14 protein-coding genes and 1 pseudogene are annotated in these 13,973 nt (G+C 49.0%); all 15 read left to right on the forward strand.

Annotated features, from left to right (window positions below):
- Positions 1 to 42 precede the first annotated feature (42 nt).
- The 15 genes and pseudogenes from IPL71_RS01090 to IPL71_RS01160 all read left to right on the forward strand — a co-directional run bounded on the left by IPL71_RS01090 (position 43) and on the right by IPL71_RS01160 (position 13,966).
- Positions 43 to 1,013, forward strand: a pseudogene (locus IPL71_RS01090) (GDP-L-fucose synthase family protein).
- Positions 1,014 to 1,081: 68 nt separating this feature from the next.
- On the forward strand, positions 1,082 to 1,936 hold the full coding sequence (locus IPL71_RS01095; protein WP_345318127.1) for an ABC transporter permease: 855 nt from the start codon (positions 1,082 to 1,084) through the stop codon (positions 1,934 to 1,936).
- Entirely contained in the window at positions 1,937 to 3,229 is a 1,293-nt protein-coding gene (locus tag IPL71_RS01100) for an ABC transporter ATP-binding protein (protein ID WP_345318128.1), read from the forward strand. It begins immediately after the preceding gene.
- A 76-nt stretch (positions 3,230 to 3,305) separates the two neighbouring features.
- Positions 3,306 to 4,916 (forward strand): capsular polysaccharide export protein, LipB/KpsS family, encoded by a 1,611-nt coding sequence (locus IPL71_RS01105; RefSeq protein WP_345318129.1) that lies wholly within the window; start codon positions 3,306 to 3,308, stop codon positions 4,914 to 4,916.
- A 67-nt stretch (positions 4,917 to 4,983) separates the two neighbouring features.
- Positions 4,984 to 5,805 carry a class I SAM-dependent methyltransferase gene (locus tag IPL71_RS01110; RefSeq protein ID WP_345318130.1) on the forward strand — a complete coding sequence of 274 codons (822 nt, stop codon included), beginning with the start codon at positions 4,984 to 4,986 and terminating at the stop codon, positions 5,803 to 5,805.
- Between the two features lies 1 nt (position 5,806).
- Positions 5,807 to 6,607, forward strand: a complete 801-nt coding sequence (locus IPL71_RS01115) for a class I SAM-dependent methyltransferase (protein ID WP_345318131.1) — start codon at positions 5,807 to 5,809, stop codon at positions 6,605 to 6,607.
- 11 nt (positions 6,608 to 6,618) lie between these two features.
- On the forward strand, positions 6,619 to 7,680 hold the full coding sequence (gene pseB / locus IPL71_RS01120; RefSeq protein WP_345318132.1) for a UDP-N-acetylglucosamine 4,6-dehydratase (inverting): 1,062 nt from the start codon (positions 6,619 to 6,621) through the stop codon (positions 7,678 to 7,680).
- Positions 7,614 to 8,531, forward strand: coding sequence for an SDR family oxidoreductase (locus IPL71_RS01125; protein ID WP_345318133.1), 918 nt, complete (start codon positions 7,614 to 7,616; stop codon positions 8,529 to 8,531). The genes pseB and IPL71_RS01125 overlap by 67 nt, the downstream gene beginning before the upstream one ends.
- A 127-nt stretch (positions 8,532 to 8,658) precedes the next feature.
- The gene (locus IPL71_RS01130; RefSeq protein WP_345318134.1) at positions 8,659 to 9,576 is read left to right on the forward strand and encodes an N-acetylneuraminate synthase family protein; all 918 of its coding nucleotides are present in this window, start codon (positions 8,659 to 8,661) and stop codon (positions 9,574 to 9,576) included.
- A 74-nt stretch (positions 9,577 to 9,650) separates the two neighbouring features.
- Positions 9,651 to 10,769, forward strand: a complete 1,119-nt coding sequence (locus IPL71_RS01135; protein ID WP_345318135.1) for a glycosyltransferase family 4 protein — start codon at positions 9,651 to 9,653, stop codon at positions 10,767 to 10,769.
- The gene (locus IPL71_RS01140; protein ID WP_345318136.1) at positions 10,759 to 10,974 is read left to right on the forward strand and encodes an AAC(3) family N-acetyltransferase; all 216 of its coding nucleotides are present in this window, start codon (positions 10,759 to 10,761) and stop codon (positions 10,972 to 10,974) included. The genes IPL71_RS01135 and IPL71_RS01140 overlap by 11 nt, the downstream gene beginning before the upstream one ends.
- The gene (locus IPL71_RS01145) at positions 10,974 to 11,387 is read left to right on the forward strand and encodes an AAC(3) family N-acetyltransferase (RefSeq protein WP_345318781.1); all 414 of its coding nucleotides are present in this window, start codon (positions 10,974 to 10,976) and stop codon (positions 11,385 to 11,387) included. The genes IPL71_RS01140 and IPL71_RS01145 overlap by 1 nt, the downstream gene beginning before the upstream one ends.
- Entirely contained in the window at positions 11,384 to 11,671 is a 288-nt protein-coding gene (locus tag IPL71_RS01150) for a hypothetical protein (RefSeq protein ID WP_345318137.1), read from the forward strand. The genes IPL71_RS01145 and IPL71_RS01150 overlap by 4 nt, the downstream gene beginning before the upstream one ends.
- 18 nt (positions 11,672 to 11,689) lie before the next feature.
- A complete protein-coding gene (locus tag IPL71_RS01155) occupies positions 11,690 to 13,090 on the forward strand; it encodes a DUF4910 domain-containing protein (RefSeq protein WP_345318138.1) in 1,401 nt (466 codons plus the stop codon).
- A gap of 60 nt (positions 13,091 to 13,150) precedes the next feature.
- Positions 13,151 to 13,966, forward strand: a complete 816-nt coding sequence (locus IPL71_RS01160; RefSeq protein WP_345318139.1) for a cytidylyltransferase domain-containing protein — start codon at positions 13,151 to 13,153, stop codon at positions 13,964 to 13,966.
- The last annotated feature ends 7 nt before the right edge of the window (positions 13,967 to 13,973 follow it).

A 13,973-nucleotide genomic window follows, 5' to 3' on the forward strand; every position in this document is an offset into this window, starting at 1 on the left:
AGAGACTTTCAAAGTCCAGTCTAAATCTAAAGGAGAAATACCATGGCAGAAAATTTTTGGCAAAATAAACGTATTCTCATCACGGGCGGCGGTGGTTTCCTCGGCTCATTCGTTGTTGAAAATTTAAAGAAGCGCGGCGCGGTCGATATTTTTATTCCGCGCAAAAAGATTATGACCTGACCGATCGCGGTGCAATTGAACGTGTGTACGATGATGCGCTCAAAGGTGTTGACCCAAAGAATGTGATCGTGATTCATCTCGCGGCAAACGTGGGCGGCATCGGTGCAAACCGCGACCATCCTGCAGAATTTTTCTACGACAATATGATCATGGGCGTGGAATTAATGCACCATGCCTACAAACGCGGCGTGGGTAAGTTTGTCGCTACAGGTACGGTCTGTGCTTATCCCAAGTTTACGCCTGTGCCTTTCAAGGAAGATGATCTGTGGATCGGCTATCCCGAAGAAACAAATGCGCCCTACGGCCTTGCCAAGAAGATGATGCTTGTGCAGGCACAAACCTATCGCCAACAGTATGGCTTCAATGCCATTTATCTTTTGCCTGTGAATTTATATGGTCCGCGCGATAATTTCAATCTGGAAACTTCGCATGTAATTCCCGCTTTGATTCGCAAGGCGATCGAAGCCAATGAGCGCGGCGATAAGGAATTGCAGATCTGGGGTGATGGTTCTCCGACCCGTGAATTCCTGTATGTGGAAGATGCCGCCGATGGAATTGTGTCTGCTGCTGAGATCTATAATGGCGATCAGCCGGTTAATATTGGTTCGGGCTATGAGATTTCGATCAAGGATTTGAGCGAAATGATCGTAAAACTGACTGGTTTTCAGGGCAAACTTGCCTGGCAAACCGATAAACCCAACGGCCAACCCCGCCGCGGACTCGATGTTTCGCGCGCAAAGGAATTATTTGGCTGGAGCGCACAGATTTCCTTTGAAGAAGGCATGCGTAGAACGATTGAATGGTTTAAAGCCAACCGAGACAAAATAAAATAGATTGAACGTCAAAAGTCAAAGGTCTGGTTAGAATGACCTTTGACCTTCGACTTTTGACAGAGTAAAAAATGACACAACTTTCCAAAGTCCCCGCCCACGAACCCACCACTATTTATATCAAGCCGTCCTCAGGTCTTGCCGCATTAAATCTGCGCGACCTGTGGATCTACCGTGAACTGATCTTTTTCATGGTTTGGCGTGATGTAAAAGTGAAATATAAGCAAACTCTTTTGGGCATGGCCTGGGCTGTGATTCAGCCTGTAATGACCATGCTCATTTTTTCCTTTTTATTTGGCGGGGTGGCGAAACTCCCGACAGATGGGATTCCCTATCCCGTATTTGCATTTACCGCGTTACTGCCCTGGGGACTTTTTGTCACGGCGCTCAATCAGGGCAGCCGTTCGCTGGTGGCGCATAACAACATGGTGACCAAGATCTACTTTCCGCGCTTGATTCTGCCGATGTCTTCGGTCTTTGCCGGATTGGTTGATTTCGCGATCGCCTTCGTGATCCTGATCATTTTGATGTTTTACTACAAAGTTACCCCCGCCTGGAATGTGTTGTGGACTCTGCCTCTGTTCCTGTTGTTGGCGATCATTACTGCGCTCGGTGTGGCGCTTTGGCTTTCAGCGATCAACGTGCAATATCGTGACGTAAATCAGGCCCTCCCGTTTCTGACTCAGTTTTGGCTGTTTGCCACACCTGTGGCATATTCTTCCTCGGTCATTTCGGCCAAATGGCAGATTCTGTATTTCTTAAATCCGATGGCCGGCGTGGTGAATGGATTCCGCTGGGCGCTGCTCGGTTCGGGTAATGGCCCGGATGTCACCCTGTTTGTCTCTGCCACGATTTCAATTTTGATTTTAGTTTCCGGCCTTTTCTATTTTAGAAGCATGGAAAAGACCTTTGCGGATACGATATAAATGACAACGGCGATTTCAGTAAAAAACATCGGCAAACAATATAAGATCGGCGCGGCGGAATCCAAGTTCCGCTATAACATGCTGCGTGATGTGATCATGGATACCGTTTACGCGCCTGTGCGAATCGCAAAGGCCATGATCGGCAAATCTGACCGCAGACAGAATCAGAATTATGTCTGGGCCTTGAAGGATGTTTCCTTTGATCTCGAAGAAGGCAAAGTCCTTGGCATTGTAGGCCGTAACGGCGCATGGAAAAGCACATTGCTTAAGATTCTCTCGCGCGTTACCGAACCCACAGTTGGGACAGTCTCTGTTCGCGGACGTGTTGGGTCGCTGCTCGAAGTAGGCACCGGCTTTCATCCCGAACTCACTGGCCGTGAAAATATCTATATGAACGGCGCCATTTTGGGAATGCGGCGCGCTGAGATCGATGCGAAATTTGATGAGATCGTTGATTTCTCTGAAGTCACGCAATATATTGATACTCCAGTCAAACGTTATTCTTCAGGCATGTATCTACGTTTGGCGTTTGCGGTTGCTGCACATCTTGAGCCTGAGATCCTCGTTGTGGACGAAGTCCTCGCTGTGGGTGACGCCGAATTCCAGAAGAAGTGTCTCGGCAAAATGGGCGATGTGGCACAACAGGGACGCACGGTTTTGTTCGTCAGCCATAACATGTCTGCCATTTTGCGCCTCACACAGGAAGCTGTCGTTTTGAACAAAGGTCAACTCATCATGCGCGGACCTACACAAGAGGCCGTTGATTTTTATCTTTCATCAGGTCAGGCACAGGCTGGGGAGCGGATCTGGAGTATGGAAGATGTCCCAGCGGCGAGTGCTCCATTTAGGCCGATCAGCTTGCGGATTAAGAATCGAAGCGGGAAAGCAGTCGATACAGTCCGCTCGATGGAATCCGTCACGGTTGAGTTTGAATATCAACTCGATGCGCCCGTCACAGGCTTGCGGGTTGGGATGTATCTCAGCACCATTCGCGGCGAATATGTATTTACTTCGTTTGATACGGATGCGCCGGAACTTTTTGAAAAATTTGATTCGCGCAAATCCGGCCGTTATATCAGCCGCGCAGAAATCCCCGCTGATGTTTTCAACGAAGGCCGTTATACCATCGGCGTCAACGCGAGCTCGTTTGGTGTGCGCCGTTATTTCATGGATGAAAATGCGATCGCCTTCAATGTGGATATTACCGGCGCGCCCGGTATGCATTGGGCCGAGCCGCGTGTTGGCCCTGTCCGCCCGCGTTTGAATTGGGCGATTGAAAAGATTGGAGATTAGTAATTGGTAATTACCAATTACTAATCTCCAATTACCAATTAAAAACATGTCAAAAATAAATCCCCTTCGAGAATTTTTGGGCGACCTGCCTTTCACTGCCGAAATCGATTGGATGCTCCGGTCGAAGAATCGTCCGCGCAAAGATCATTTTAATTTGGATCGTTTGCAAAAATCCTTGCCTGCGGCTCGCGCGGTCGTTGAGCCATTTGTAAAAAATGCAACGCCCGGAAAAAAAGTTTTATTCTTTGCTACGCTTCATTATTGGATCGAACAATCTGCTTATCTTGGATTGGTACTCGCGGGCTTGGGACATAAAGTTACTTTGTTGACGCTGCCTTATTCCGAATGGCATAAGCAAAAAGACAACTTTACACAGAGACAGCGCGTACTTCACACGCATGATGCGCTTGCGAGTTTGTCCCCTTTAGTGGAACACGTTTCGATGCTGGATATGCAATCCTCGTCGTTTACTTCGCACAACACCTTGCGTGCGGTGCATCAAAATGATCTGCCGGAACAAATTCAAGCGGACATTAAAGAGATTTCCCTTTGGGATGTGCAATACACACTGATGCGTGAAGAAGTGGATATGAACGATGCGGGCGACCGCGCGTTGTATGATTTGCGGATTGAGCGCAATACCTTTGCCGCCAAAGCCGCTATCAAGTGGATGCAGATCAACAAGCCCGATGTGGTTTTGATCCCAAATGGATTGATTCTCGAAATGGGAATTGTCTTCCGCGTGGCGCGTTATCTTGGCATTGATGCGGTAACGTATGAATTCAACGATCAGCGCGAACAGATCTGGCTCGCGCAAAATTCGTCCATTATGAAGCAGGATACAGATTACATTGTTGATGCGCGTTGTCATTTACCGATGACCGATGAAATGTTCGAGCGTGTGGCAGACCTGGAAAATGCCCGTCGCGGCGCGCGTGTCTGGGGTAAATCCAAACGACTCTGGCAATATGTCTCTTCGCAAGGCGCACAAGAGACGCGCAAGCTGCTTAATCTGGATGACCGTCCCGTGGTGATGCTCGCCGCGAATGTACTCGGTGACAGCCTGACTCTTGGCCGTGACATCTTTGCCGCTTCCATGACCGAATGGATCACGAAGACCGTTCAATATTTTGCAAAACGAACTGACGTGCAAATGGTGATTCGTGTTCACCCCGGTGAAAAACTTGTGCCGCAAGCCAAGTCCATGGGGACGGTTGTGCGCGAAGCATTGCCTGAACTCCCCGATCATATTCATGTTATCGGCGCATTGGACAAGATCAACACCTACGATTTGATCGAAATCGCCGATGTTGGTTTAGCCTACACGACCACCGTCGGACTCGAAACTGCGATGAACGGACGTCCCGTCATCTCGTGCGGACAAACGCATTATCGCGGGCGCGGTATCACTCTCGACCCAAATACATGGGAAGAATATTACGCCACTCTTGAAAAAGTGCTGGCTGATATCCCTGCTCATCAATTGAATGAAAAGCAAACTGAATTCGCCTGGAACTACGCCTATCGTTTCTTCTTTGAATATCCGCGCCCGTTCCCGTGGCGTTTGATGAATTTCTGGGATGACCTTGAAGTCTGGCCTTTGGAAAAAGTATTAAGCGAAGAAGGTCTGGCGCAATTTAAAGACACCTTTGATTTTCTGGTGAATGAACCTTTTACGTGGAAATAATATTGTAGGGCATTGTCCCTGCGATTGCCATCGTCTGCCTCAATGGCAATCGCCGACGGAATATAAAATGACCAACGAAACCAAACAAAAAGTACGCGAATTTTATGACGAGATCGGCTGGCAGCAGGAAGAGGACGGGCTGTATCAAAACGCCCGTTACGAAGACCTGCGTCCCGTTTCCCGTGAATACATCCACAAGACACGCTTGCGTGTCATGAATGGACTGATCTCGACCGGCAAACTTATTCTAGATGCGGGTTCTGGCCCTGTACAGTATGAGGAATACAAAGTCTATTCGCAGGGATATGAGAAACGCGTTTGTCTGGATATTTCCATTCAGGCCTTGCGCGAAGCCCGCGAGCGGATCGGTGACCACGGCTTGTTCGTGGTGGGCGACCTCGCGAATCTGCCTTTCAAACAAGAGTCTTTTGACGGCGCAGTTTCCATGCACGCCATTCATCATCTGGCTTTGCCCGAACATCCGCGTGCGTATGCGGAAATTCACCGCGTACTTGTGACTGGCCGGACTGCGGCCATTGTCAACGGGTGGCATGATCCTTTCCTAAGCCGCATCGCCGAACCGTTGATTGGTCTGATGCGCAAGTTGTCAGGTCGTTCCACCAAAAAGAAAAAAGAGTGGCTGAATGAAGAAGATGCCACAGGGACATTCGTCCGCAAGATGACGCCCGAATGGCTCAAGCGTGAGATCGGTTCGCAGATGAAAATTGAGATCAAACCCTGGCGCAGTGTCAGCACACGTATTTTGCGCTGGTTCGTTCGTCCCTTTGGCGGACGTGCCTTCTTGAAATTCGTTTTCTGGCTTGAAGGTGTCTTCCCGAAATTCTTCGCCGAGAACGGACAGTATCCGCTGATCGTTATCAAAAAATAACATGCAAAGATTTACAGATCAAAAATATCTTACACAAGATCAATATAAAGATGCATCCAATCTGGATGCACGCATTGCAATTCATCAGCGCTTTAGCACCAATCCGCAGGGCTGGTTTCACTGGGTCTTTGATACCCTTGTTAAATCGCCCGCTGAATCCAAAGTTTTGGAATTGGGATGCGGCTCCGCGGAGATGTGGAAAGCCTGCGCAAGCCGAATCCTCGCTGACTGGGCAATCACCCTCACCGATCTTTCCGACGGGATGCTGGATGCCGCGTGGCGGAATCTCGTTCCGCTGGGACGCCGCTTCAAGTTCGAGCAAATGGATGCGCAATCCATTCCGTATGGCGATAAAACATTTGATATGGTCATCGCCAATCACATGCTGTATCATGTCCCTGACCGAGAAAAAGCATTGACCGAGATCAAGCGTGTGCTCAAAGATGACGGCCGCTTAATTGCAACAACAGTGGGCGGGACGCACATGCAGGAAATGTATCGCTTCCTGAATCATGTAAACATCAACGAACGTCCGGGCATGTTTTCCAATCCGTTCACACTTGAAAATGGACAGGAACAATTGCAGAGTGTGTTTTCACAGGTCAGGAAATCACAATATATGGATAACCTGCAAGTGACCGAAATGGACCCGCTCATTGCATACATCCGCTCTTCGATCAGTGCAACAGATCTGTCTGAAGAAAAACTTGATGAGTTGAAAAAAGAATTTACCGCAGCCCTTGAAAAAGATGGAAAGATCTTCATCACAAAAGACTCTGGCTTGTTTGAAGCCTTGAAATAGGAGAAATTATTATGAACTGGAAAGATCAAGTTATATTAGTCACAGGCGGCACCGGCTCCTTCGGCAAGAAATTCATCAAGATTTTGCTAGAAGAAAAACAGCCAAAGAAAGTCATCGTCTTTAGCCGTGATGAATTGAAACAGCACGAAATGCAGGTCGGTGGATATAACCAGGAAAACCTGCGCTATTTCATCGGTGATATTCGCGACCGTGAACGCCTTGTGCGCGCCTTGCATGGCGTGGATATTGTTGTCCATGCGGCGGCTCTGAAGCAGGTTCCTGCCTGCGAATACAATCCAATGGAAGCGATCAAGACCAACATCATGGGCACGGCCAATGTGGTTGAAGCTGCGCTCGATGCGGGTGTCAAAAAAGTATTGATGGTCAGCACTGATAAAGCTGTCAGCCCGGCGAATTTATACGGAGCCACGAAACTGGCCGGAGAGAAGTTAACGATTCAAAGCAACGCATATGCCGGGGGAGCAGCGACCAGATTCTCGTGCGTAAGATACGGGAACGTCGTCGGCTCACGCGGCTCAATTGTTCCGCTCTTCCTCAATCAACGCGCGGGCGGCAAGATCACCGTCACCGATGACCGCATGACCCGCTTCTGGCTTTCGCTCGATCAGGGCGTGCGCTTCGTCATCACCTGCATTGAACAAATGGAAGGCGGCGAAGTTTTTGTCCCCAAGATCCCCAGCACAAAAGTTGTTGACCTTGCGAAGGCCATCGCGCCGAATGCTGAAATTAATATCATCGGTATTCGCCCCGGCGAGAAATTGCATGAGATGCTGATCTCTGAAGATGAAGCGCGCCACACAATTGAACTCGATACGATGTTTGTTGTGCAGCCCGCCGAAGCCACCTGGTTTGGTTATTCGTGGCAGACCAAAGGCAAACCGCTTGCTGAAGGTTATTCTTATTCCAGCGACAATAATTCAGAATGGCTTGATATCGAAGGCATTCGAACAATTATTTACACAAGGCAAGCTCGAGGGATAAAAATATGGCGCGTATTCTCATCACCGGTGCCAGTGGACTGCTCGGCCTTAATCTCGCGCAGGAAACAATGAATACACACGACATCACCGCAGTGGATCGCGGCAAACTGGTCAACGCGCCATTTAAGATTTTGAATGGGGATTTATTAAACACTGGCACATTAGACTCAGCCCTTGACTCTGCCCAACCCGAATGGCTGATCAACTGCGCGGCTCTAGCGGACCTGGAAGCCTGCGAGAACAACCCAGACCTTTCCCGCCGCCTCAACATTGACCTGCCCGCGCAAATGGCAAAGGCTTGCAAAGCACGCGGCATTTCCTTCGTTCACATCTCCACCGATGCAGTTTTCGATGGCGAGAAAGACGGCTTCTATACCGAAGAAGATACGCCCAATCCGTTGGGTGTGTATTCGCAAACAAAGTTTGATGGAGAGCAGGCCGTGTTTGCAGAAGACTCAAATGCAATTGTGGCACGTGTTAACTTTTATGGCTGGAGCTTAAGCGGCAGAAGAAGTCTCGCTGAATTTTTCCACCATAACCTGACCAACAATAAAAGCATGAGTGGATTCACCGATGTTAGATTTTGCCCGATGCTGGTGAATGACACGGCTCGCACTCTGATAAAAATGCTGCAAAAGAATCTAAGTGGACTGTACCATGTGGTCGGTCCGCAGGCCATGAGCAAGTATCAGTTTGGGGTTGAAATTGCGCGTAGGTTTAGCCTGAAGGAAAGCGAGATTTCACCGAAGTCCATTCTCTCTTCCAACCTCACAGCACGGCGTTCCCACAACTTATGGCTTTCCACCCACAAGTTATCCACAGCTTTGGGCGAATCTCTCCCCGAGTTCTCCACAGGTTTGGACGAGTTTTTCACCCAATATCAGCAGGATTATCCACAGAAAATCCGTAGTTATGCACTATAAAGGCGGAGTTTCCCCGCTCAAAGCACCCTAAAAATCCCAGTTATCCACAGGCAAAATTCGGTTATCCACAGGTTTTGCCACCTTTACCCACAGGATACGCTCCGCTATCCACAAAAATGGAGAATTTATGGAAATTAAATTCGGAAAACACACAATTGGATTAAATCACCCTACATATTTCATCGCTGATATTGCCGCCAATCACGATGGTGACATGGAGCGTGCCAAGCAATTGATCCGCCTTGCGAAAGAAGCCGGCGCGGATGCGGCCAAGTTCCAGAATTTTGATGCGCCGAAGATCGTTTCTGATTACGGATTCAAATCCATGAATGGCGGACAAGTGAGTCATCAAGCTTCATGGAAGAAATCTGTCTTTGAAGTTTATAAAGGTGCGTCCATTCCTTTTGACTGGTCCATGACTCTGGTGGAGGAGTGTAACGAAGTCGGCATTGACTATTTTTCCTCGCCCTATGATTTCGAAGCGATCGATTTCCTCGATCAATATGTGGAAGTATACAAAGCCGTCAATACTAATTACACTGCCAGCCCGAATAATTATGACCATTTGCATTTGAATGTATTAAAAACTTTTGCATCCATGTTCCCCGACGTAATTCTGGGACTCTCCGATCACACCCATTCAGTTGCACCCGTCCTCGGCGCGGTGACTTTGGGTGCGCGTGTGATCGAACGTCACTTCACAGACAGCAATGACCGTGAATGGCCGGATCATAAATTTGCGGTGAATCATGAAAACTGGGCCAAGATGGTCGAAGAGACTCGTCTGCTTGAACGCTCGTTGGGCAGTTCAGATAAATTCATTGCAGAGAATGAACAGGAAACACAGATCGTTCAGCGCCGCTGTCTGCGGGCTACGCGTGAGATCAAAGCCGGTGAAACTTTCACCCGTGACATGATCGATGTGCTGCGTCCCGCCACACCCGGCGCCATCAAACCCGACCAGATTCAAAACGTGATCGGCACCAAAGCGCTGACAGATATGCCGCTCGGCAAAGAATTGCGCTGGACGGATCTGGGCGCGTAAATCGAAACTCAAGGACACGAAGTACACGAATATTAAGTTCATTATGCGCCGAATATCGAATATCAAATATCAATATGAAAATCATCTATTTTTCCCTCGGTTACTCCACACACGATTATCGATTTCTTAAATCCATTTCAGATGGCGGGCATGAAGTATTCTTTGTGCAGTTGGAAGGCAACACGCGGACAGTGGAAGATCGTTCGGTTCCTGAAAATGTGCATCAAGTCATCTGGAAGGGCGGACGTGAACCCTTCCGCTGGGGCAATCTCGCAAAGCTGACCTTTGACTTTCGGCGTTTGACCAAAGAAATCAAACCCGATCTCATCCACGCTGGCCCGATTCAAACTTGCGCATTCATTGCCATACTCAGCGGATTTCGTCCCATCCTTACCATTTCGTGGGGCTTTGACTTAATGGACGATGTGCATCGCAACAAGTGGTGGGAGTGGGTCACCCGTTACACGTTGAAACGCTCCACGTTTTTTACCAGCGATGCAAACGTGACAAAAGATAAAGCCGTGGCCTATGGCATGAATCCCGAAAAAACAATTGTCTTCCCCTGGGGCGTTGACCTGGAACATTTTTCTCCGACCATAGACCATAGACCATCGACCATGGTCAATCGTCCATCGTCCGCGGTCACGCTCTTCTGCAATCGCTCATGGGAATCCCGTTACGGTATTGATGTGCTTGCGCGTGCATTTGTTAAGGTTGCGCAGCAACATGAAAATGTAAATTTGATTCTCTTAAACGGCGGCTCACAGGGCGGAAAAATTCGTCAGATATTACAAAGTGGCGGCGTGCTGGATCGTGTCATATTTGGCGGGCAGGTTTCGCAAACCGACTTGCCGCGCTGGTATCATATGGCTGATCTATATATCTCGCCTTCGCATGTCGATGGTTCGTCTGTCTCGTTGATGGAAGCGCTGGCTTGCGGTTTACCGTGTCTGGTGTCTGATATTCCGGCCAACAAGGAATGGGTCGTGGATGATGAGAACGGCTGGTTGTTTAAAGATGGCGATGCGAATGACCTCGCTGAAAAAATACTGGCGGCGATCTCTCAAAGGGAGAAACTGCCAGAGTATGGCCGGGCAGGCCGCAGGTCCGCTGAGATGCGCGCGGACTGGAAAAAGAATGCTGAAGCGTTGATGAATGTCTATCGAAGTCTCGGAGGAAAAAATGCTCAATAAAAAAGATCTGCTGGCTGGCTTTGGAAAAATAAAAATCGAAAGCGATACGATCGTTGTTCACACTTCATATAAATCGCTGGGCGGTGTGGAAGGCGGCGTGGATACGGTGATCGATGTGATGCAGGAGTTGATCGGGAAAGATGGCACAGTGCTTTCCCTGCATTTAATTTTCAATCGTGGACGGAGACGCATTATTTTGACGTGATGGAGACACCTTCGAAAATGGGGATGATCACCGAGCAGGCGCGCCTCAGACCTAACGCAAAGCGGACTCCGCATCCGATTTACAGTTTCTCCGCTTTGGGCAAACGCGCCGACGAATTTTCCAAAACCGAAGATGTGGAAGCCTATGGACCGAATTCATCATTCGCGTTGTTCCATAAATTAAATGCAACCATCATCAGCATTGGTCTTGATTTTAATAATACATTTTCGATGCATCATTATATTGAATACAATGTGGGTTGTGACTATCGCCGCATAAAAGAATTTGGCGGAATTTACATGGGCTACGACCGTGTGCCGCAGATCAAAAAATATTCGATGTTCGTGCGCAGCCATGACCGCGTGAAGACTTATATTGTGCCGGGCATGAATGACCTGCTTCACGCGGGGTGATCAAAGAAATTCCTGTGGGCGGCGCGACAGTTCATTATCTGACCGCCAATGAATTTTTTGACAACATGGCGTCATCGTGCGTGAACATCCTGAGAAATTGCACTATATTGAAGAACCGAAATATTAAGAAAATTAACTGCGAAGAGCGCAAAGGGCGTAAAGATTTAAAAGATTTTCCTGGCGTTCTTCGCGTGCTTTGCGGTTTGAAATCTTTGTTTATCTCTGTTTATCAAGGTGAAAAGCACCCCGGGGGCCACACTTGCCCGGCCCCCCCAAAGGGTTAAGCGGCGCGGCGGTGGGTGGTGTTCCCGGGCGCCCCCGCCCCCAAAGGAGTTACACCACCGAAACCGACAACAAATTGTGAAAAGAAAGATTTAAATGAAACCTTATACCTCCCTAAATCCATCCTTGCTGAATTCTTTCCGCTCCACAGAACACTCGCCTCTGACGACCACGACAAGACTCTAGAAATCGTTGGTTCATACATGCCTGGGTCATCCAACTACACGATTGAGACTTATACTCCGCTCGAAAAAGCGTGGACGTGGCAGGTGCCCGAGCGTTACGTGGTGCATGAAGCGTATCTGGAAATTGAAGGCGGCGAGCGTGTGGTGGATTTCAAAAATAATCCGCTTCACCTTGTTTCATATTCCTTGCCGGTGGATAAAACACTTTCATTTGAAGAACTACAACCGCATTTGTATTTCAATGAGAAACGTCCGCATACGATTCCGTGGGTCTTTAAATATTACGACCGCGACTGGGGATTCTGTCTGGCGAAGAATGTCTTCGATAAACTTCCGCGTGACAAAAAATATCGCGCGGTCATTAAATCCGAATTCATCACCGACCCGAAGCAGGGATTTAAAATGGCGACCGCTGTCATTCACCCCGAAGGCGGAGTGAACGCATCAGCAGGGGAGATCATCGTGCAGGCGCATACCTGTCACCCGGCGCAAGCCAATGACGATGGCGCGGGCGTGGTCAGCACGATCGAGCTGGCCCGCAGACTGGCCGAGAAGCCGTTGCCTGCTGGCTCCATGAGTGTCCGCTTTTGGTTTGGGCCTGAGACCATCGGCACGATTGTTTATCTCTCGCATAACGAACATCTCATCAAAAATCTGCGCGGCGGAATTTTCATGGAGATGACCGGCAATAAAAACAAGATCGCCTGGCACCACTCGCGCCAGAACGATCATTTGTTGGACCGCATTACACATTCGATCGTAAAAAACATCGCGCACGATGAACGTGAATTCGCAGCCGCGCCCGCCAATGATGAGCGCGTCATCAACGGGCCGGGAGTCAACGTGCCGTGTATCTCGATCAACCGCTGGCCGTATGACGAGTATCACACCACCGATGACAATCTCGATATTATTCACGAAGATATGCTGGTCGGCGCCGCTGAAACTGCGGAGCAGGTCATTCGCATGTACGCCACCAATTACATTCCCAAACGCACCTTCCGCGGACCGGTCTTCTTAAGCGGTAACGGTCTGTGGGTGGATTGGCGTGAGAATTGGGCGCTTAACCGTGCCATTGAAAAGATTATGATGAGATTTGAAGGCGAGCTTTCTGTTTTTGAGATCGCCGAACAGGTTGGCCTTGATTATTGGATGGTGCGCGATTACATCGAAAAATTCCGCGCGAAGGGGTTTGTCACTCCCTTGCCGATTCCATCTGAGGCACAGGATTCTTGACGATAGACAACAGACCATAGACCATCGTCTGCGGTCAATGGTCTATGGTCAACAACAATTATGAAACCAAAAATCGTAGCCATCATTCAAGGACGCATGTCCTCCTCTCGTTTGCCGGGAAAAATTCTGGCAGACATCGCCGGTCAGCCGATGTTGACTCGCGTCTATACCCGCACCCTGCGTGCGGCGACTCTTGACGAAGTGATCTTCGCCACGACCACAGACGCATCAGACGACCCGGTAGCTGAATACTGCGACTTTAGCGGCATTCCCTTCACCCGTGGCAGTCAGTTCGATGTGCTTGACCGTTATTATCAAACTGCGTTGAAAGCAAAAGCGGACGTGGTTGTGCGCATCACCGCCGATTGCCCGGTGATTGATCCGCTGTTGATTGATGATGTGGTCAATGTGTTGCTTGAAGATGAATATGACTTCGCCTGCAATCGCCTGCCTCCGCCGTGGACGAGAACCTATCCTATTGGATTGGATGTGGAAGCCTGTACTTTCAAAGTCTTGAAGAAAGCATGGAAGGAAGCCAAAGAACCGCAGCACCGCGAACACGCCATGCCATATTTTTACGAAGGCGTGCAACTGACAACTGTCAACCGTCAACTGCAAACCGGCCTTTCCCCACGCGGATTCAACATCGCCCTGCTTCATCACACAACTGATTTCGGCGATTACCGCTGGACAGTGGATACACCCGAAGATCTCGAATTCATGCGTCAAGTCTATGTCCGTTTCGATGGGCGCGATGACTTCACTTGGAAAGAAGTTTTGGATTTGGTTCACGATAATCCTGAATTGATAAAGATCAACGAAGGCGTGCAACATAAGACCCTCAAAGATATTGATACTCGCGCAATAAAAAAATAATTACCTC

It is taken from the genome of Candidatus Villigracilis proximus, from assembly GCF_016717045.1.
Lineage (GTDB): Bacteria > Chloroflexota > Anaerolineae > Anaerolineales > Villigracilaceae > Villigracilis > Villigracilis proximus.

Bases quoted from the DNA above. Each gene is read 5' to 3' on its own strand.
- IPL71_RS01100 (WP_345318128.1), top strand. From the start codon at position 1,937: ATGACAACGGCGATTTCAGTAAAAAACATCGGCAAACAATATAAGATC.
- IPL71_RS01140 (WP_345318136.1), top strand. From the start codon at position 10,759: ATGCTCAATAAAAAAGATCTGCTGGCTGGCTTTGGAAAAATAAAAATC.
- IPL71_RS01095 (WP_345318127.1), top strand. From the start codon at position 1,082: ATGACACAACTTTCCAAAGTCCCCGCCCACGAACCCACCACTATTTAT.
- IPL71_RS01160 (WP_345318139.1), top strand. From the start codon at position 13,151: ATGAAACCAAAAATCGTAGCCATCATTCAAGGACGCATGTCCTCCTCT.
- IPL71_RS01130 (WP_345318134.1), top strand. From the start codon at position 8,659: ATGGAAATTAAATTCGGAAAACACACAATTGGATTAAATCACCCTACA.
- IPL71_RS01110 (WP_345318130.1), top strand. From the start codon at position 4,984: ATGACCAACGAAACCAAACAAAAAGTACGCGAATTTTATGACGAGATC.
- pseB (WP_345318132.1), top strand. From the start codon at position 6,619: ATGAACTGGAAAGATCAAGTTATATTAGTCACAGGCGGCACCGGCTCC.
- IPL71_RS01125 (WP_345318133.1), top strand. From the start codon at position 7,614: ATGGCGCGTATTCTCATCACCGGTGCCAGTGGACTGCTCGGCCTTAAT.
- IPL71_RS01145 (WP_345318781.1), top strand. From the start codon at position 10,974: ATGGAGACACCTTCGAAAATGGGGATGATCACCGAGCAGGCGCGCCTC.
- IPL71_RS01115 (WP_345318131.1), top strand. From the start codon at position 5,807: ATGCAAAGATTTACAGATCAAAAATATCTTACACAAGATCAATATAAA.
- IPL71_RS01135 (WP_345318135.1), top strand. From the start codon at position 9,651: ATGAAAATCATCTATTTTTCCCTCGGTTACTCCACACACGATTATCGA.